The sequence below is a fragment of the Catenulispora sp. EB89 genome (genome assembly GCF_041261445.1).
Lineage (GTDB): Bacteria > Actinomycetota > Actinomycetes > Streptomycetales > Catenulisporaceae > Catenulispora.
In genome coordinates this window covers 106,993-125,558 of record NZ_JBGCCU010000011.1, presented here as the reverse complement: position 1 = coordinate 125,558, position 18,566 = coordinate 106,993, and the positions used below count along the sequence as shown (strand labels likewise).

The window sequence follows — 18,566 nt, the reverse complement described above, 5'->3', positions numbered from 1 at the left end:
CCCGCACCGAGACGAGAAAGGACGATCGTGGTCACCGACAGCTCCTCACCCGCAGCCCTGGCCCTGCCGCTTCCGGCGCACGCGCACACCGCGGCCCGGGAACTGGCCCGCGTCCACGGCGTCTCGCTGCGCGCGGTCCTGCTGGCCGCCAGCATGTACGCGGGTCAGGAGACCGGACTGGAGGGCCGCAGGCCGCTGGACAAGGGCCGGCTGGTCCGCGACGCCGAAACGTTCCTTTCCCACGCCGGGTTCGGCACCTCGCACCCGCAGCGCTACACCAGCGACAGCGGCGACATCCTGATCCGGGTCGCCGAGGACCCGGTGCGCCACACCTTCCGGGTGGAGCTCACGCCGCTGTCGGCACGGATCCCCGCCGACCGGCAGTGGCGGCTGTGGAACCGGTTCGTCACGTTCCTGCAGGCCCCGCGCTCCGACCTCACCGCGCTGGCCCGAATGCTGGCGGTCCGGTCCCCGGACGCGGTCGCCGTCGAAGACGACCACGACCGGTTCACCTACCGCGACCTGGCACGCCTGGCCGACACCGCCGCCGCACTCGGCACGCTCGGCAAACTGGGCGCACCCGGCGCGCCGGGCCTGGGCCAGACCCCGACCTCGGTGCCGGGCGGCATCGGCAGCGTCGGCGGCGTCGTCGGTGTCCTGGGCTCGGCCGACGCACGGTTCTGGGCCACGGTGTTCGCGCTCTACGACGCCGGCCTGACCTACGTGCCCCTGGACGCGCACCAGCCGGCCCACCGGCTGCAGTCCATGGCACGAACCGCCGGCTGCACCCTGATCGTCGACACCACCGCCGAGGCCGACCTGCCCCGCTCCGCCCGATCCCCGCTCGCGACCGGGCTGAAAGCCGTGGCGCGCGTCGTCTCCTGGAAGCATCTCAACGATCTGCCCGCGGCCACCGGCGCCGACGGCGCCGAACCCCGGCGCGCGCCGTCGCCGGAGGACGTCGCGTGCGTGATGTTCACCGGCGAGACCGGCGGCACGCCCAGGGGCGTGCAGGTGTCGCGCGGCGCGCTGGCGCACCTGGCGACGTGGGCCGCCGCCGAGCTGGGCCTGGCTCGCGGCACCATCGTCAGCCAGGGCGCGGCGGTCGGCGCGGACGCCGCGGTGTGGGAGGTGTGGCCGGCGCTGTTCGCCGGCGCGCGGCTGAAGGTCGCCCCGGAGCGGGTCCGTGCGGAGCCGGCAGCGTTCGTCGGCTGGCTGCTGTCCCGCACCGTCGAGGTGGCGTTCGCCCCGGCGCCGATCGCCGAGCTGCTGACCGGCATGACCTGGCCCACCGGCACCGACCTGCGGATCCTGGCATCCGCCGGCGAGCGGCCGGCCCCGATCCCGGCGGGGCTGCCGTTCCGGGTCCTGGGCCTGTACGGGCCGACCGAGTGCACGATGGTGTCGGCGGCGGCGTGGGTCGAGCCGGGTGACCGGACGCCGCCGATCGGCCGCGTCGTGCCGCACCTGTACCACCGCATCGTCGACGACAACGGCACCCCGGTGGCCCCCGGCACGCCCGGAGAGCTGTGGCTCGGCGGCCCGGGCCTGGCGCTGGGCTATGCCGGCCAGCCGAACGAGACCGCCGAACGGTTCATCCCCGACCCGCACGCCGCCTCCGCGCAGCGCGTGTTCCGCACCGGCGACGTGGTGCGCGAACGCCCCGACGGCCAGCTCGACTTCCTCGGCCGCCGAGGCGCGCGCCATGATCGCCATGACCACCCCGACGGCCAGATGAAGATCGCCGGCGCACGCGTCGAGCAGAGCGGAGCGGGAACCGGCGAGGGCCGCATCCCCGGCGTCCGCTCCGCGGCGCCCTCGACCGAGTCTGTACGATAAGGGCTCTGATGAGCGCTGCGGCGCCGTCGTTTCGTATGTGGGGAGACCGGTGGTCATGGCGGACAAAACCGGTGCGGAGCTGGCTCCTTGGCCGGCGTTGTTCGCACCGGAGGAGCGGCTGGGGTGGTCGTTCAGCGATCGGGACCGGTTCCGCCGGGCTTTCACCGAGCCCCGACCCTCCGACGCCGCCCCGGCCGTCGAGGTCGACAGCGACCGGTCGCAGGCCGCGCGGCAGAAGCTGCCCGGACGCCTGGCCTGGACGTGGCGGTTCGCGTTCGTCGGCGCCGTGGCGGGCTGGACGGTGCTGGTGCGGCACGACCGGCAGCAGTACCACCACCTGTCGCCGGCGCCGGTGCTGATCTACGGCGGCGTCGGCGCGGCGGCGGCCGCGGTGGTGTGGCTCGGGTTGCTGTGGGCGCATCTGCGGCTGGTCCGCCGGTTCGGGACCCGGCGCCAGAGCGTCCAGGTGCGCCGTCAGGGCGCTGCGTTGCAGGCGTGGACGGAGCGGCGGGCGGCGTTCGAGGAGCAGGAGACGCGGCGGGTGTCGTCGCTGCCGCAGTGGGTGTCGGCTCCGGCGCCGGGGCATCGCCGGATCGACGTGGTCGGCGGGAACCTGTGGGGCTGGGAGGCGTTCCTGACCGTGTTCGGCGCCTCCGCGCTGGCCTCGCGCGGCCCGATGGTGGTGCTGGACCTGTCGGGCGAGCAGATCGTCGGGGAGCTGGCGCGCGGCGCGGTGGCCTCGGGCCTGGACGTCGACGTGCAGGTGCTGCCCGCCGAGCTGGCCGACAGCGATCTGCTGGCCGGCCTGGACGTGGCGTCGCTGGTGGAGATCTTCGTGGAGTCGCTGCACGGCGGCGACAGCAAAGCCACGCGCGGCGAGCGGGTCCTGGACGCCCGGCTGCTGGGCGCGCTGTGCGACCGGCTCGCTGCCGGCGGCCTGACGATGCCGCGGATCGCCGCCGGTGCCAGGGTGCTGTTGAACGAGCCCTACGACGGTGCCGAGCTGTCGCCGGCTGAGCGCGCCGACCTGGCCGGGCAGGTGTTCTCCGAGTCCTACCGGCAGCAGTCCTCGGGTGCTCTGCGCGTCATCGAGGCCTTGGCCGATTCCCTCGGCGACCTGGGGTCGCGGACGCGGCAGCGGCCGGCGGCGGACCTGCGGTGCGTGTCGATGGCCGCGACGTGGCGCAGCGGCGCCGGGGACTTCCTGGCCGACCTGGTCGTGGCGTGGGCCGCGCGGCAGATCGCCACCACCGCCACCACCGACGGTGCCAGTGCCGGTTCTGGTTCTGGTTCCGGCGTGGCGACATTGGTACTGGCCGGCGCGGACGAATTGGCGCCCCGGCATCTGGAGCGGCTGTCGGACCTGTGCAACCGGCGCGGAACCCGGCTGGTGGTGATGTTCCGGCATCTGCGCGAGGCGTCGTTCCAGATGCTCGGCGCCGGGCCGGTGGCGTTCATGAACCTGGGCAACCCGCAGGAGGCGGCGCGCGCCGCGGATTTCATCGGCCGTGAGCACCGCTTCGAGATATCGGGGCTGACCCGCACTGTCGGCGGGCACCAGACGCACAGCGTCTCCGACAGCGACGGCGGATCCGAGGGCCTAACGCAGACCGCCGGCAAGGACCGGGGAACCACCTCCGCCGGCCTGTCCCACGCGCCGACCCGCAGCTGGGGACGCTCCTGGTCGCAGACCCGCCGCACCGACCGTACCTGGGCCCGCAGTACGACGGATGCGAACACCGACACCTGGTCCGACGCGCAGTCCACGCAGCGGGTCTACGAGTACGCGGTGGAGCCGCGGGTGTTGCAGCAGCTCCCGGACTACGCGATGGTCCTGGTCGAACACGCCCCCACCGGCGTCGAGGTGAAGGCCGTCGAGATCAACCCCGACATCCCGCTGTTTCAGCACGCTGACGACGCCGGCGCCGACCGGGCGCCGCGGATCGCCGCGGTGGATCCCGGGAATTCCGGCGCGCGCCGGGCCCTGGACGAGGCCGTCACCGACGATGCGATCGGGTCGTGGCCGAACCTCGGTGATCGCGAAGGTGTTCCGGATCGGCGTTTCCCGCCAGAATGATCACCATGGCGATCCTGGGTGTGTTGTTCGATGTCGATGGGACGCTGTACGCGTACGAGGAGGCCGAGAGGGCCGGTTTCCAGGCGCACCTGGAGGCCGAGGGGCTTGATGACCGGTTCGCTTCGCCTGCTGAGGCGCTGCGTGTGTGGCGGGATGTCATGGAGGTCGAGTACGCGCGGTTTCTGAGCGGTGAGTTGACCTTCGCCGGGCAGAGGAACACGCGGACCCGGCGATTCCTCACGGCGGCCGGGGTCGCCGGCGCATCGGAGCTGTCGGACGAGCAGGCGGCGGCGTGGTTCGCTGCCTATGCGTCACGGAAGAACAGGACCCGGCGGGCGTTCGACGACGCGCGGCCGGCGCTGGGCGCGCTGGCCGGACGGTACCGGCTCGGCGTGGTGTCGAACTCCGCGACGGTGCACCAGCGCGCGAAGCTGGAGGCGATCGGGCTGCTGGGGTTCTTCACCGAGCCGCTGATCTGTTCTCAGGAACACGGCGAGGCCAAGCCGGCGGCGAGCATCTTCCTGGCCGGCTGCGAGGCGCTGGGCCTGGCGCCGGCTGAGGTGGCCTATGTCGGCGACGACTACGAGAAGGACGCGGTCGGCGCGCGCGACGCCGGGTTGCAGGCCATCTGGCTGGACCGTTCGGCCGGTGCGGTTCCGGGTCGCGGGGCCGCGGCTGCCGGCATCCGTGTGATCAGGTCGTTGACGGAGCTCAGTGGTCTGTGACCGGCCGGATGCGGTGATCACGGCAGGGCCGGGCTCTGTACGGAGCCCGGCCCTGCCCACGTTCTGGTGCTAGTTCTGGTGCTAGTTCTAGTTCTAGTGCTGGTACGAGTGCTCAGCTACCGGCTCAGCCGGTGAAGGCTGTGAGCCCGTTCGGCGTGCCCCAGCCGGTCGGGCCGTCGTAGCCGGTGCCGGCGGTGCACAGGTACGACGGCGTGCAGCTCGCGGTGGAGCCGCTGGTGACGTCGTTCAGGGCCGAGGTGTGGCTGTAGATGTCCGCGGCCGGCACCGCCGCCGTCGGAGCGCCGGCGTCGGCGTACACCGCGGCGATCAGCGGGGAGGCGACGGAGGTGCCGCCGTACACGGCCCAGCCGTTGCCGCCGTAGGTCTGGTAGACGGCGACGCCGGTGGCCGGGTCGGCGACCGCGGCGACGTCGGCGACGGTGCGCTTGGCGCAGCCGGTGTCCTTCTGCCAGGTGGGCTTGGGCTCGTAGGCGGAGCAGCCGGAGCCGGCGCCTTCGGTGGCGTTGGTGGACCAGACCGATTCGGTCCAGCCGCGCGCGGAGCTGTCCTTCTTCAGCGCGGTGCCGCCTACGGAGGTGACGTACGGCGAGGCCGCCGGGTACTCCACGCCGTAGCCGCCGTCGCCGGAGGAGGCGGTGATGGCCACGCCGCTGTGCTTGAAGTAGGTGCTGTCGTAGCTGGTGTCGGCGCTGGACTCGCCGCCGCCGTAGCTGTTGGAGACGAACTTCGCACCGAGCTTGACGGCGGTGTTGACGGCGGTGCCGAGGTTGGTCATCGACGGGGTGGTGGCCTCGACGAGGATGATGTGCGCGTTGGGCGCGACGGCGGAGACCATGTCCAGGTCCAGGGAGATCTCCCCGGCCCAGCCGGTGTCGCCCTTGGGGAGTTTGCTGCCGCCGGTCTGGTTGACCTGCTTGAAGCAGCCGGAGGCGACGGTGCACGCGGGCAGGCCGTACTGGCTGCGGTAGGTGGTCATGTCGGCGGCGGCGTTGGGGTCGTTGTAGGCGTCGACGATCGCGACGGTCTGCCCGGCGCCGCCGTTCGCCGGCAGGTTGTAGGCCGAGCGCAGGTCGGCGGGGCCGAAGCCGGAGGGGGTGGCGTTCGGGGTGACGCCGGCGGCGCGGATGTGCTCGGCGACGTTGGTCACGTGCAGCGCGTCGCAGGCGGCCATTCCGGGGGCGGGGAGGTCGCAGGCCCGGGTCCACGCGGGGCCGGAGGCGGCGTTGGCGGCGTGCGCCCCGGCGACGGTGGTGTTCGCGGCGGGGTGGGAGCCGGTGGCGTTGGCGGCGGTGGCCAGCGCGGCTGCGGAGCCGCCGAGGACCGCGGCGGCGGCCAGGGATATCGCGGCGCGGCGGCGGGTGGGGCGCGGGGATCGCAAGCTTCTGCCTCCTACAGGCGTGGGGTGCGGCAAGCGGTCCCGGGCAGCGGTGTGCCCGGGACCGGACGAGAAGACTCGTGGTGGCGCCGCCCCGCGGTGGCAGCGTGTTCGAAGCTAACTACCGCTCACCTGGCGAACAAGGGCCGTGGCGATCCTTTGCCGATTCATGACCTTGATAAGGCCGGAACGTTAAAGGCTTTCGCCGGCGCTGCCGTCGGTAACGCCGTCGTCGACGGCAGCGACGGCGGCCGGGTGCGGTCGGCGTCGCCGCGCGATCGCGTACAGCGCGACGGCGACCAGGATCGCCTCGCCGATGAGGATGAGGCGCAGGTAGGGGTCAAAGCCGGGGTTTGCCCAGTCGGGGTAGTGGTTGGCGTCCAGGGTGCGCTGGATGCCGGCGATGCCGCCGACGACGGCTGCGGCCACGGCCCATTCGGCGCGTCGCCATCCGCCGAGCACGGCGATGGCGGCCACGGTCGCGGCGACGGCGGCCACCGGACCGATCTGCGCCGGGTGTTCGTTGGCCCCTTGCCCGTGCCAGGCCAGCGCGCCGGTGATGGCCGCCACGGCCCCGAGCGCGACGAGCCACCGCCGACCGTGCTGCGCCGGCGCGATCGTCTTGCCGCCGGTGGCGATGAGCGCGGCGGCCACGATCAGCGCCGGCACCGCGGCCAGTGCCGTGTATCCGCCGGTGATCTGCGATGCGGCCAGGACGACCAGCATCCATCCGAGGACCTGGACGAGGCGTCGTCGGCCGAGCAGCAGCGCCGCGAACGCCCCGAGCCACAGCAGCCCGGCTGTTTGCAGGAGCGCGATCTGGGCGAAGGAGTGGTGGTGTCCGTCGAGGTCGGAGTGGTTGATGTCGCTGGCGTAGATGCCCCAGTTCCATCGCAGCCCCAGGACCTGGACGATCGCGACCAGGAAGCTGAGGTACAGCGTCCCGAGCAGTGCCACCGCCCGCATCAGGGGCCGCGCGGCTTGGGCCGACAGCGCTGGGGCGGTGACGCCGCCGCGTATCCGGATGCTGTGGGTGGCCAGGCTGAGGACTTCGCTGGGTTTGGGCCACCGCTGCTGCTCGGGTGCGCTGTCCAGCAGGACGCTGAGTATTTCCTCGCCGCGCTGGGCCCGGTAGGTGCGCGGCAGGAGCATCAGCACCCGCCGATAGCGCCGCTGGAGCACCGCCGCCGCGTCTCGCGGGCCCACCGGCCCGCCCGACTGATCCTCCGGCTCAACCGCCGAGCTCATCGTCGCGCTCGTCGGCCCGGCGCCGCTGCCCGTGACGTTCCCGGACCCCGGATCGAACCCTGACTCGGGTCCGAACTCCGGCCCCGAGTCGGTTCCTGCCGCGCCGCCGTCGTTGCCCGCCCCTGCCCCGCTCATGCCATCCCCTCCGAAGTCGCGCCGCGCCCCACACCCCGTGCGCGCAGCCTGGCCAGGGCTACCGATGCCTGCGCGGCCATCCGTTCCGCCTCTTCGGCGAGGACCTGCGCGGCGGCGTCGGTGAGCCGGTAGTAACGGCGCAGGCGCCCGTTGACCGTCTCCTCGCGGTCGAGCACCAGCAGTCCTTCGCCGGTGAGCCGGTCCAGGGCCCCGTAGAGCGTGCCGACCTTCAGCTGCGTGCGGCCGCCGGAGAGCTGCTCGACCTCCTGGATGATGCCGTAGCCGTGCAGGGGTCCGTCGACGAGCGCGGTGAGGATCTGGAACGTTTGTTCCGTCCGACTACCCGATGAGTTCACACTCGATATATATCGGCTGGCGAGCTATCGGGTCAACCGGCTGCGCCGGGCGCGCACCGTCAATCCAGTGGCGTCAGCACCACGACCGGGATCTGACGCTCGGTCTTGCGCGCGTACTCCTCATACAGCGGGAAGATCCGCGCCATCATCTCCCACAGCGGCGCGCGTTCGGCGTCGGTCGCCACCCGCGCGCGGGCGGTGAACCGGCGCGCGCCGACCTGCACGCCGACGCTGGGTTCGGCGAGCAGGTTGGTGTACCAGGCGGGGTTCTCGACCGAGCCGCCTTTGGACGCCACGACGACGAAGTCCTCGCCGGAGGTGCCGTAGATCAGGCAGGTGCGGCGCGGCTCGCCGCTTTTGCGGCCGGTGGTGGCGAGCACGAGGTTGTGCACGCCGTGCTCTTCGTGGCCGTCGGTGCCGCCGGAGGCCAGGTACCGGCGGGTGTGGTCGGCGACCCAGTCCCAGGTGGAGTCGGTGGCGCGGTCCAGGTCTTCGGCGACGGCCATGGCGGGCGTCCTCTCGTGCTCGGTGCGGCGGTTCTTGTCGTGCCCTGTCGTGGTGCGTGCTGTGTTACGTCTTACCTCATCCGCCGCGGCGCGGCGCGCGGCTTGTATCGTCGCTGAGGTGATGAGCGAGCCTTTCTACCGCCGGGCCGAAAGCGCCGTGTTCGAGCCGTCGCCGGCCACGGAAAGCCCCTGGGACACCTCCTTGCAGCACGGCGGCCCGCCGTCGGCGCTGCTGATCGGCGAGATCGAGAAGGTCACGGCCGGGCACGGCCGCATCGCCGAGGCACACGTCGACTTCCTCGGCGTGATCCCGCGCAAGCCCGGCGTGGTGGAGGTACGGACTCTGCGTCCGGGCCGGCGGGTGCGTCTGGATGCCGCGACGCTGACCATCGAGGGCCGGGTGGTGGCCGAGGCCAGGTGCTGGACGATCGCCGCCAGCGAGGGCGCCGACAAGCGCGTGGAGCACCGGACCGCGCCGCTCCCGGCGATTCCCGAGGCGACTGCGGACGCACCGTTCCCCGACTTCCCAGGCTCCTGGCACTACCAGCACGCGATCGAGTGGCGTCCGGTGCGCGGCCACAGCGGCGAGCTCGGCCCGGCAGCGATCTGGACGCGGGTACGCGTGCCGGTGATCGAGGGCGAGACGGCCACGCCGTTGCAGCGCCTGGCAGTGGTGGCCGACTCCGGCAACGGCATCTCGAACGAGCTGCCACTGGACGATTTCCTGTTCGTGCCGACGGCCCTGCAGCTGAGCCTGCACCGCCACCCGGCCGGCGACTGGGTCCTGCTGGACGCCCGCACCTCGCTGGCCGGCGACGGCATCGGCGCGACGGTGACCGAACTGCACGACGAGTCCGGCAGCGTCGGCACCGGCACGCAGCCGCTGCTCGTTCAGCCACGTACCCCCGTTCAGACGCCCAACCGCGCCTAGAGCCGGCCGGACGCGGCGCGCGCAAGATTCCATCAACATCGCGCAAGAAACCAAGCAGAACCAGAAGATCATCGATGATCTTCTGAAATCAAGGCACAGAAGTATTGCTTCCGGGTTTCGCGCCATCTACGGTCCTGTCATGCCCACACCCACCAAACCCCTGGCCGCGGCCTTCGCCGCGGTTCTGGGCCTGAGCACTCTCATCGCCGCCGGCCCGGCCGGCGCGTCCACGGCCGCCGCGCCGTCGAAGGTCACGCGGGCCGCGCTGGATCCGTCGCTGGTCGCCGGGCGCGGCGCCGACCTGGGGTTCGTCGAGCAGGAGGCGGAGAACGCCGTCACCAACGGCACGGTCATCGGTCCGAGCACCGATGCGTACTCGCTGGCGGCCGAGGCGTCAGGCCGTTCGGCGGTGACGTTGCAGCCGGGGCAGTACGTGCAGTTCACGCTGCCGGCGGCGGCGAACGCGATCACCGTCCGGTACAGCATCCCGGACGCCCCGGCCGGCGGCGGCATCACCGCGCCGCTGGACGTGTCGGTCGACGGCCACGATCACCGGACCATGACGCTGACGTCACAGTACGCGTGGCTGTACAACGAGTACCCGTTCAGCAACGACCCGTCGGCCGGGCCGCTGCACCCGGACTGGTGGACCACCGAGTGCAACTGCGTGCCGGATCAGACCACGCCGGCGCCGGTGTTCCCGACGCCGTTCCGTCCCAACCACTTCTACGACGAGCAGCGGCTGCTGCTGGGCCGCACCTACCGGGCCGGTGACGTCATCCGGCTGACCGCCCCGGCCGGCACCTCGGCGTCGGCCACGACCATCGACCTGATGGACTCGCAGCTGGTGGCGCCGCCGAAGATCGACCTGGCGGCGGCGAACGTGCTGCTGTTCGGCGCCGACCCGACGGGGCGGCGGGACTCGGCTGACGCCATCGACCGGGCCATCGCCTTCGCCAAGCTGGTGCACCTTCCGGTGTACCTGCCGCCGGGCACGTACCAGGTGAACCGGCACATCATCGTCGACGACGTCACCATCGAGGGCGCCGGCAGCTGGTACACCATCGTCAAGGGCCACCAGGTGACGCTGTCCGCACCGGCCCCGGACGGCTCGGTCCACACCGGCGTCGGCTTCTACGGCAAGGACGCCTCGGTCGGCGGGTCGCACAACGTGCACCTGTCCGACTTCGCCATCGAGGGCGACGTGCGCGAACGCATCGACACCGACCAGGTCAACGGCATCGGCGGCGCGCTGAGCGACTCCAGCATCGAGGGCCTGTACATCCACCACACCAAGGTCGGGATGTGGCTGGACGGCCCGATGAACAACCTCACCATCGAGAACAACCAGATCGCCGACCAGATCGCCGACGGCATCAACTTCCACACCGGCGTGACCAACTCGGTGGTGAAGAACAACTTCATCCGCAACACCGGCGACGACGGCCTGGCGGCGTGGTCGGAGAAGACCGCCGACTCCGGCGACGTCTTCGACCACAACACGGTGCAGACGCCGGTGCTGGCCAACGGCATCGCCCTGTACGGCGGCAGCGACCTGACGGTGTCGGACAACCTGGTCGCCGACCCGATCCGGGAAGGCTCGGCACTCCAGATCGGCAGCCGCTTCGGCGCGGTGCCGTTCGCCGGCACCATCACCGTCGCGGACAACACCACGGTCCGCGCCGGCACGTTCGAACTGAACTGGAAGATCGGCCTGGGCGCGATCTGGATCTACGCCCTGGAACACAGCATCGACGCGAACATCCAGGTCACCGGCGACAACTTCCTGGACAACACCTACAACGCGATCATGCTCGTGTCGGACTTCTCGGTGAAGGACCTGTACTCGATCACGAACGTGCACTTCGCGAACATCAAGGTCGACGGCACCGGCACCTCGGTGGTCTCGGCCCGCGCCGCCGGCGGCGCGACGTTCCAGAACGTCGTGGCACGCAACGTCGGCGCGGTCGGCGTGAACAACTGCGGCTCGTTCCACTTCACCCCGGCCGGCTCGGAATTCGCCCTGACCGACCTCGGCGGCAACACCGGCGGCGGCACCACGGGCCCGTGGCTGGCCCCGTGGGAGCTGCCGAACACCATCACCTGCGACGACCGCCCGGCAGTGGTTCCGCCGCCGGCGCCTTCGCCGTGGCCGGCCAGCTGAGGTAGCGCGGAGTAGGGCGTTGCCGCCGTCCGCACGTGGACGGCGGCAACGCCCCAGCCGGCAACCATCAGCGATCATGGGACTGTGACACCGACCGACGCCGCCGCCGACTTCCACAACGCCGCCGCGTTCTACAACTGCCGAATAGTCAGCGCCGAGCACGTCGTCAAAGCCGCCTGCGACGCCCTGGTCGCAGGTCTGGACAGCCCATCGCTGGCCATGCTGGCGGCACTGACCGCCCGCGAAGCCGTCACCGAGGTACCCGCACTGCTCCCCACCGTCCTGACGGAACTAGCCCTCGCACCGCTACCCGCCGACAGCGACACAAGCCGCGAATTCACCGCATCGGCGCTCGCCGCCCAACTGATCGCCGGCCGGATCACACCCCGGGAGCTGGCCGCCACCGTGCACCGGACGTTCGGGCACCGGCTGACCCTCACCGAGCGGCTCGCCGAACTCGACGACGAGTACGACATCCTCGAGTACGGCCACCGCACCGTGGCAGACGTCGACGCCGACGTCATCACCCAGGCTCATGAGCTGGTCGCGCGCCAGGCCGCGATGCGGCACGCACTCGAGGCGGATGCCGAGCCGCCGGCGTGAATCCGCCCCGGCCCACTTGCCGCCGCGCATCCGCCGTAGGGCAGCAGAACAGATCTCGCCCGGCTACGCGGTCACGGCCGAGGTGCGGCGCGCACCTCACCGCTCCTTTCGGCGCGTGAACCGGCGCAGCAACGAGTCCTTCATGCCCTCGACGTCGGTGGCACGCATGGCTTGCTGCTGTGCGGCCAGTGCCTTGCGGGCCCGCGCGGCCAGGCCGGCGTCGACGCCGGGACAGATCAGCAGCACCTGCGCGAGCGGGGCATGCAGCTGCGTCGGCCGCTTGCCGAGAGCTTTGGCCGCCGCCAAATATCGCTGACCGATGGCCTCGGCGATCTCTGTGCGCTGCGCGGGGAAGCGCCAAGCGCTGACGCACAGCGCGAACGCGGCGGCGTCGACCGTCCAGTCCTCGGGGCCGAACAGCAGCCGCAGCAGCTGCGTGCGGCGCGTGGACGTCGCCCACGGCTCCTGGCTGCGCTGGTGCAGAATGCCGATACACACCCACACCTGCGCGAGCCGCTCCCAGTACAGCGGGTGCTCACCGCTCATCGCGATCCAGCCGGTCTCGCGCGGCGGCGGCAGGTGCGCCAGCAGCGCGAGCAGGTCGGCGACCTCCAGGGCGGCGAAGCCGGCGGCGTGGTCGTAGGCGACGAGCGGGTCGGCCCAGATGCCGGCGGCGAGGTCGTGGAGCAGTTCGACGGCGCGCGCCGAGGGCGGCGGCACTGTGGCGGTGGCGACGGTCCCGTCGTAGGTCCACAGCGGCGGGCCGTACTGCGTTGTCACCGGGATGCGCGGGTCCGGCTCGATCACTGGCGCGTCCTCGATGACGGCCTGGGGGAAGCGCATGCGGTAGAGGTTTGTCGGGGTGGGTGCTTCCAGGGTGGTCGAGAAGGACCGGGTGACGGTGCCTTCGCCGGAGTCCTCGATGTGCGCGAAGTGGCCGTAGGCGGAGCAGACCGCCTCGGTCGGCGGCGGGACGATCGTCAGCCACGCGGCGCCGCGACAGGCCTGCGTGACGCGGGCGCGGATGTAGTCGCTGGTGGGGTGTGCGGCGGACAGGTCGGCGAGCTCTATCAGGGGTGCGATTTCCGCGCCGATGGTGCCGGCTGCTGTTTCGGCACGGAAGGTGGCGGCGAGCAGTGCAGCGCGGATCTTCGGCGAGGTGCTGTTCACCGCTGCGGAACGTTCGGCCCAGCGCCGCGAGGCCGCGAAGTCGCCTTGGTCGAAGGTGAGGTCGGCGAGGTCGAGCATGAGGTCGGCGTTGGCGGGTTTGCGGGCGCTGGCCTTCGTCCAGGTCTCGATCGCCGGGCCGGGTTGTCCGGCGTCGCGGTAGGCGTACCCGAGCATGATCAGCGTGTGTTGCGACGGCACGCCTTCGGTCTGGGTGTCCCGCTGCGCGGCCAGCCGGCACCAGGCGATCGCCTCGTCGTGCGCGCCGACCCGCCTGGCCAGGGCGGATCCTTCACACAGCAGGTCGGCGCGCACGCCGGGACGCGCCGCGGCGGTGCGGGTGAAGGCCAGCCACGGCTCCATCGCCTGTGCGGTCCGCGGCGGCGCGGGGTTGCCGATCGCCTGCCACACGGCGCTGACAGCACGGCCGATACTGATCTCCGGCAGGGTCAGCGCCAGTTGCGGGCTGAACCATGGGGCGTCGGCCCAGGGCAGGTCGGGGGCGGCAGCAGCGACTGCGCCGAGCAGTTCCACGGCCTTGGCCGACTGGCCTTCGCCGGCGAGCAGCGCGACGATCGCGGCGGCGTTCCCGGGTCCGACGGGGCTGCCGTCGCCTTTGAACAGCTCACGTGCCGCCGCTGAGGATCCGGCGGCCTCGGCGATCTGGTCAAGACAGGTGTAGGCCGCTGCCTGGGACGGGTCATAGGCCAGGGCCCGGCCCAGGTGAGTGGCGGCATGCGGCAGATCTGCGGCGGCGATGGCGACGCGGCACCGCTGGAGTTCGTCCTCAGCAAGTCCCGGGTCGGAGGGCTGCCGGTCGGTGAGTTCTGGATCAGACCCGCCCCCGGCACCGCCTGCGTTGGCCGCCACTGCCCCCTCCGTTCACGACCGCTGATCGTGTGATCCGCGGACCGGAGCATACCGAGGAACCAGACAGGACCCTGCCTCACCGCACCCCCGGACCCCCGACCGCCTCCGGCGCACTCCAACTCGCCAGCATCTGCAACGCGTGCGCGCTGTCCGAACCCGGCTCGACCGTGTACACGCACAGCATCTGCTCGGCGTCGCCGGGCACCTGGAACGACTCGTACGAGAACTGCAGCTCGCCGACCACCGGGTGGCGGTAGCTCTTCGCGCCGTGGGTGCGGCGCAGTACGCGGTGGTCGCCCCACCAGCGGGTGAACTCCAGGCAGTGCACGGTCAGCTCGCCGATCAGGTCGGCGAGTTGGCGGTCGTGCGGGTAGCGGCCGGCTTCGAAGCGCAGCATCGCCACGGTTTCGGCGGCGATGCGGTCCCATTCGCCGACGCGTTCGCGGGCCTGGGGGTCCAGCAGCATGAAACGGGCCAGGTTGCGGCGCGGGGCCGGGATCGCGTCGAAGTCGGTGATCACGACGCGGGCCAGGCGGTTCGCGGCGAGGATGTCGGTGCGGCGGCCCATGACGAACGCCGGGACCTGTTCCAGGGCCTCCAGCATCAGGTACAGCCCGGGTCGTACCTTCTGCACGCGGTTGCGGTTCGGCGCGCGTCGCTGTGCCGCCGACGACGCCGTTGCGGCCCCGGGGGTGAGCAGGTCGGTCAGGTGCTCGCGTTCGGTGTCGTCCAGGCGCAGCGCGTCGGCGACGGCGGCGACGACCTCCGGGGAGGGGTTGCCGGCGCGGCCCTGCTCCAGGCGCGTGTAGTACTCGCTGCTGACGCCGGCCAGCCGCGCGACCTCGTCGCGGCGCAGCCCCGGCACGCGCCGCACCCGGCCGTCGAAGGGCAGCCCGGCCTGGTCGGGGGTGATTCCGGCGCGCCGGGAGCGCAGGAAGTCGGCGATCTCGGTGGCGCGGTCCATGTCTTCCAGTGTGGTCCATGTCGGGTCCGTGGCGGAGGCGCAAAGTAGCCCTGCCAGTACCTGCCTGGTCAGGGTCAGTTATGGCGGTCCACAGGGCCTTGGCGGCTGGTGTTCTGGATGTGCGGCCGGAACGGATCGGCCGCATGTCCTCACCTGATCTGCTGTGGAAGGTACGCATCATGTCCACGAACACCACCGCCGCCGCTACCGCCGCCACCACCATCGGAACCACCAGCGCCACCGACGCCACCGCCACCCCGGCCCGTCCGCTGGCCGGCCGCGTCGCCGTCATCACCGGCGCCTCCAGCGGCATCGGCGAGGCCAGTGCGCTGGAGCTGGCCGCACTCGGCGCCCGCGTCGTCGTCCTGGCCCGCCGCGCCGAGCGGCTGGCCGAGCTGGTCGAGCGCGTCGAGAAGGACGGCGGCCAGGCCCTGGCCATCACCGCCGACGTCACCGACCGGGCCGCGGTGCAGGCCGCCGCCGACCGGGTCGCGGCCGAGTTCGGCGGCGCCGACCTGCTGTTCAACAACGCCGGGGTGATGCTGCCGGCCCCGATCGAGGAGGTGGCGACCGGGCAGTGGCAGCACCAGATCGACCTGAACATCACCGGCCTGATGAACGTCATCGGCGCGTTCGTCCCGCAGCTGGTCGCGGCCGCGGCCGAACGCGGCGTCGCCGACCTGGTCAACACCTCCTCGATCGCCGCGCAGAACATCTTCCCCGGCTTCGCCGTGTACTGCGGCACCAAGGCCTACGTGACCCACATGTCCCGGCAGCTGCGCGCCGAGCTCGGCGCGAAGAACGTGCGGGTGGCGGCGATCGAGCCGGGCATCGTCGGCACCGAGCTGCAGACCCACGTCACCGACGCCGGCGCGCAGGCGTGGCTGGAAGGCGCCGCGCAGACCATGGAGTTCCTGACGCCCGGCGACATCGCCCAGACCGTCGGCTTCCTGGCCGCGCTGCCGCCGCGGGTCAACCTGCAGCAGGTCACGATCATGCCGACCGGGCAGCCCAGCTGACCCGGTGAAAGCCGATGGCAGTCAGGGAAAGCCAGCGAGAGCAATCAGCGAGCGCCGACGGTGCACATCGACCGCCGGCGCTCGCCGCTACCGCCGACGGCCGCCATCAGTCGCACGCTGTCAGCCATCGCCGTCCGCCCCTCCCGCGTAAAGCACCTCAACCCCGTTGTGCCCGAGCTGCGCGATGGTCGGGTCGTCGGAACTGACATCGGTGACGACCGCGGTGACCGCCTCCCACGGCAGCACCGTGTACCGCGACGCCGCCCCGATCTTCTCCGCGCTGGCCAGCACGTAGGTGTCGGCGGCGCGCGCGGCCAAAGCCCGCTTCATCGCGGCCTCGTCGGCGTCGGCGGTGGTGAGCCCGGCGGTGGGGTGCACGCCGGTGACGCCGAGCAGGAACACCTCGGCGCTGATCCGCGCGGCGGCCTCGGCCGCGGCGGCGCCGCAGGTGACCGCCGAGTGCTTGAACAGCCGCCCGCCCAGCAGGAACACCTCGGCCTGGTGGTCCAGCAGCGCCGCGGCGATGGTGGGGCTGTGCGTGATGACCGTGCAGTCCAGGGTCTTCGGCAGCGCGTCGACGACGGCGCGGGTGGTGGTGCCGCCGTCCAGGATCACGGTCGAGCCGGGCTGGATGAGCGCGGCGGCGCGGGCCGCGACGCGGCGTTTGCTGTCGGGGGCGACGGCGTCGCGGGCGGCGTAGGCGACGACGGCCGGCGAGGCGGGCAGCGCGCCGCCGTAGACCCGCACGGCCAGCCCGGCGGCGTCGAGTTCCCGCAGGTCGCGGCGCACGCTGTCCGGGGAGATGCCGAGTTCGGCGGCGATGTCCTTGGCCACGACGCGTCCGTCACGGCGCAGGCGTTCCAGCAGCAGGTCCTTGCGCGAGGCGGCCAGCATGCCGATTCCTTCCGAGTCTGTCCCGAGTCCGTTCCGACTCTTTCATGATGCTGCACGTTCTTACCGTATCCTACACGGCATGACGAAACCACTGCTGATCCTGATAGCGGGCCCCTACGCCTCCGGCACCGACGGCGACCCGGAGCTGATGGCGCGCAACCTGAAGCGCCTGGAGACCGCGGCCTGGCCGATCTTCCAGGCCGGGCACGTCCCGATGATCGGCGAATGGGTCGCCCTGCCGGTCCTGGAAAGCGCCGGCGCGTCCGGCCCGAACGACCCGCTCGCCGAGCAGGTCATGTACCCGACGGCGCAGCGGCTGCTCGCACACTGCGACGCGGTGCTGCGGCTGCCCGGGGAATCCCGGGGCGCCGATCAGGACGTGGCGATCGCCCGCGAACGCGGCATCCCGGTGTACACCTCGCTGGAGGAGATCCCGCACGCCGACGCCCCGCAGCCCTAGGCGCCCCTCGAGGGGCGTCAGCGCGCTGAGCGGACCTTCTCGTAGCGCCGCGCGGCGCGCACCCTGTTGCCGCAGGTCACCGAGCACCATTCGCGCCGCGGATGCGTCTTGACGAAGTACAGCACGCATCCCGGCGCGTAGCAGGCCCGCAGCTGCTCGGCATCGGGGCCGGCGAGCAGCGCGATCGATTCGGCGGCGACGCGCGCCAAGGCGCCGGTGACCGCGCTGCCCGGTGCGCTGGTCGTGGACTTCAGGACGCCGTCAGCGAGCGTGATGCGCGGGCCCGGCAGCTGCGCGACGACCTCGTTGAGGTCCCGCACGGCGGCCCGCACGTCGCCGGTCGCCGAACGTGCGGCCTCCCGGTCATCGCCGGTGACCTGCGCCGCGAGGCGGCGGACGGCGTCCCGCAGACGCCGCGCGAGCTGGAGCTCGGCCGCGGTACTGCCCTGCCCCGAGCGGTCCACGGCCGCCGCGTCGAGCCAGGCGTCCAGGTCGTCGGCGGTACGCAGATCGTCGTGGACGCCCGCGACGTCGGCCCAGACGGTCGCCATCAGGCGGATCGGCACAGCCTCGTCGGCCAGCATCCACTCCCGTGCCCTCGCATCCTCCTGCATGCACCGAGGTTATCACGGATGATGTGCCTTGCATCCGTGAGAATCCGGTGATAGACCTGGCGCCATGACCGAATCCCGACCCCCGTTCCCGCCGTTCGACATGGATTCGGCACTGCAGAAAGTGCAGGCCGCCGAAGACGCGTGGAACACCCGCGACCCGCACAAGGTCGCCCTGGCCTACACACCGGACTCGGTATGGCGCAACCGCGACGTGCACCTGACCGGCCGTGAGGCGATCGTGGAGTTCCTGACCGCCAAGTGGGAACGCGAACTGGACTACGCACTGCGCAAAGCCCTGTGGGGTTTCCGCGGCAACCGCATGGCCGTGCGCTTCCAGTACGAGTGGCACGACGCGCAGGGCCAGTGGTGGCGCAGCTACGGCAACGAACTGTGGGAGTTCGACCCGGCGGGCCTGATGAGCCGCCGCGAGGCCTCGATCAACGACCGCCCCATCACCGCCTCGGAGCGAAGGGTGTTCGGCCCGCGCCCGGCATCAGAACACGGAACCGAACTCCCCGTGTGGTGAGGCGGCGGGCGGGCAACAGCAACATGCTGCCCACCCCCGGCCGAACACCGACTACAGGTACCGGCTACCGCA

General features: G+C 71.9%; 17 protein-coding genes. 9 read left to right on the top strand and 8 right to left on the bottom strand.

The features are described 5' to 3' along the window. The first annotated feature begins 27 nt into the window (after positions 1-27). The 3 genes from ABH920_RS23975 to ABH920_RS23965 are packed head-to-tail and all read left to right on the top strand — an operon-like array spanning position 28 to position 4,641. Positions 28-1,839 carry an AMP-binding protein gene (locus ABH920_RS23975; RefSeq protein WP_370351344.1) on the top strand — a complete coding sequence of 604 codons (1,812 nt, stop codon included), beginning with the start codon at positions 28-30 and terminating at the stop codon, positions 1,837-1,839. Between the two features lie 55 nt (positions 1,840-1,894). Continuing rightward, positions 1,895-3,916 (top strand): hypothetical protein, encoded by a 2,022-nt coding sequence (locus tag ABH920_RS23970; protein WP_370351343.1) that lies wholly within the window; start codon positions 1,895-1,897, stop codon positions 3,914-3,916. Between the two features lie 5 nt (positions 3,917-3,921). Beyond that, positions 3,922-4,641, top strand: a complete 720-nt coding sequence (locus ABH920_RS23965; RefSeq protein ID WP_370351342.1) for an HAD family hydrolase — start codon at positions 3,922-3,924, stop codon at positions 4,639-4,641. A 124-nt stretch (positions 4,642-4,765) separates the two neighbouring features. On the opposite strand, the gene ABH920_RS23960 is transcribed toward ABH920_RS23965, so the two are convergent. The 4 genes from ABH920_RS23960 to ABH920_RS23945 all read right to left on the bottom strand — a co-directional run bounded on the left by ABH920_RS23960 (position 4,766) and on the right by ABH920_RS23945 (position 8,282). Next, positions 4,766-6,040, bottom strand: coding sequence for a peptidase S8 (locus tag ABH920_RS23960; protein WP_370351341.1), 1,275 nt, complete (start codon positions 6,038-6,040; stop codon positions 4,766-4,768). 189 nt (positions 6,041-6,229) lie between these two features. Further along, entirely contained in the window at positions 6,230-7,420 is a 1,191-nt protein-coding gene (locus ABH920_RS23955; RefSeq protein WP_370351340.1) for a hypothetical protein, read from the bottom strand. Beyond that, the gene (locus ABH920_RS23950; protein ID WP_370351339.1) at positions 7,417-7,776 is read right to left on the bottom strand and encodes a PadR family transcriptional regulator; all 360 of its coding nucleotides are present in this window, start codon (positions 7,774-7,776) and stop codon (positions 7,417-7,419) included. Before ABH920_RS23950 ends, ABH920_RS23955 begins: the two co-directional genes overlap by 4 nt. A gap of 59 nt (positions 7,777-7,835) precedes the next feature. Continuing rightward, entirely contained in the window at positions 7,836-8,282 is a 447-nt protein-coding gene (locus ABH920_RS23945) for a nitroreductase family deazaflavin-dependent oxidoreductase (RefSeq protein ID WP_370351338.1), read from the bottom strand. A gap of 121 nt (positions 8,283-8,403) precedes the next feature. On the opposite strand from ABH920_RS23945, the gene ABH920_RS23940 reads away from it, so the two are divergent. From ABH920_RS23940 to ABH920_RS23930, 3 genes are all read left to right on the top strand, one after another. Continuing rightward, positions 8,404-9,213 (top strand): thioesterase family protein, encoded by an 810-nt coding sequence (locus tag ABH920_RS23940; RefSeq protein WP_370351337.1) that lies wholly within the window; start codon positions 8,404-8,406, stop codon positions 9,211-9,213. A 139-nt stretch (positions 9,214-9,352) separates the two neighbouring features. Continuing rightward, entirely contained in the window at positions 9,353-11,377 is a 2,025-nt protein-coding gene (locus ABH920_RS23935) for a glycosyl hydrolase family 28-related protein (RefSeq protein WP_370351336.1), read from the top strand. An 84-nt stretch (positions 11,378-11,461) separates the two neighbouring features. Continuing rightward, on the top strand, positions 11,462-11,980 hold the full coding sequence (locus ABH920_RS23930; protein WP_370351335.1) for a hypothetical protein: 519 nt from the start codon (positions 11,462-11,464) through the stop codon (positions 11,978-11,980). 96 nt (positions 11,981-12,076) lie between these two features. On the opposite strand, the gene ABH920_RS23925 is transcribed toward ABH920_RS23930, so the two are convergent. Beyond that, positions 12,077-14,017, bottom strand: coding sequence for a hypothetical protein (locus tag ABH920_RS23925; RefSeq protein WP_370351334.1), 1,941 nt, complete (start codon positions 14,015-14,017; stop codon positions 12,077-12,079). Between the two features lie 76 nt (positions 14,018-14,093). After that, positions 14,094-14,981 carry a helix-turn-helix transcriptional regulator gene (locus tag ABH920_RS23920; RefSeq protein ID WP_370351333.1) on the bottom strand — a complete coding sequence of 296 codons (888 nt, stop codon included), beginning with the start codon at positions 14,979-14,981 and terminating at the stop codon, positions 14,094-14,096. Between the two features lie 143 nt (positions 14,982-15,124). On the opposite strand from ABH920_RS23920, the gene ABH920_RS23915 reads away from it, so the two are divergent. Continuing rightward, complete coding sequence (locus tag ABH920_RS23915) at positions 15,125-16,000, top strand: SDR family oxidoreductase (protein WP_370351332.1); 876 nt, start codon at positions 15,125-15,127, stop codon at positions 15,998-16,000. Positions 16,001-16,120: 120 nt separating this feature from the next. On the opposite strand, the gene ABH920_RS23910 is transcribed toward ABH920_RS23915, so the two are convergent. Further along, positions 16,121-16,894 (bottom strand): DeoR/GlpR family DNA-binding transcription regulator, encoded by a 774-nt coding sequence (locus ABH920_RS23910; protein ID WP_370351331.1) that lies wholly within the window; start codon positions 16,892-16,894, stop codon positions 16,121-16,123. Positions 16,895-16,973: 79 nt separating this feature from the next. On the opposite strand from ABH920_RS23910, the gene ABH920_RS23905 reads away from it, so the two are divergent. Beyond that, a complete protein-coding gene (locus tag ABH920_RS23905; protein WP_370351330.1) occupies positions 16,974-17,354 on the top strand; it encodes a DUF4406 domain-containing protein in 381 nt (126 codons plus the stop codon). A gap of 17 nt (positions 17,355-17,371) precedes the next feature. On the opposite strand, the gene ABH920_RS23900 is transcribed toward ABH920_RS23905, so the two are convergent. Next, positions 17,372-17,968, bottom strand: a complete 597-nt coding sequence (locus tag ABH920_RS23900) for an ABATE domain-containing protein (RefSeq protein WP_370351329.1) — start codon at positions 17,966-17,968, stop codon at positions 17,372-17,374. A 64-nt stretch (positions 17,969-18,032) separates the two neighbouring features. Here ABH920_RS23900 and ABH920_RS23895 point away from each other — a divergent pair, with 64 nt between their 5' ends. Continuing rightward, positions 18,033-18,494, top strand: coding sequence for a nuclear transport factor 2 family protein (locus ABH920_RS23895; RefSeq protein WP_370351328.1), 462 nt, complete (start codon positions 18,033-18,035; stop codon positions 18,492-18,494). Positions 18,495-18,566: the final 72 nt, after the last annotated feature.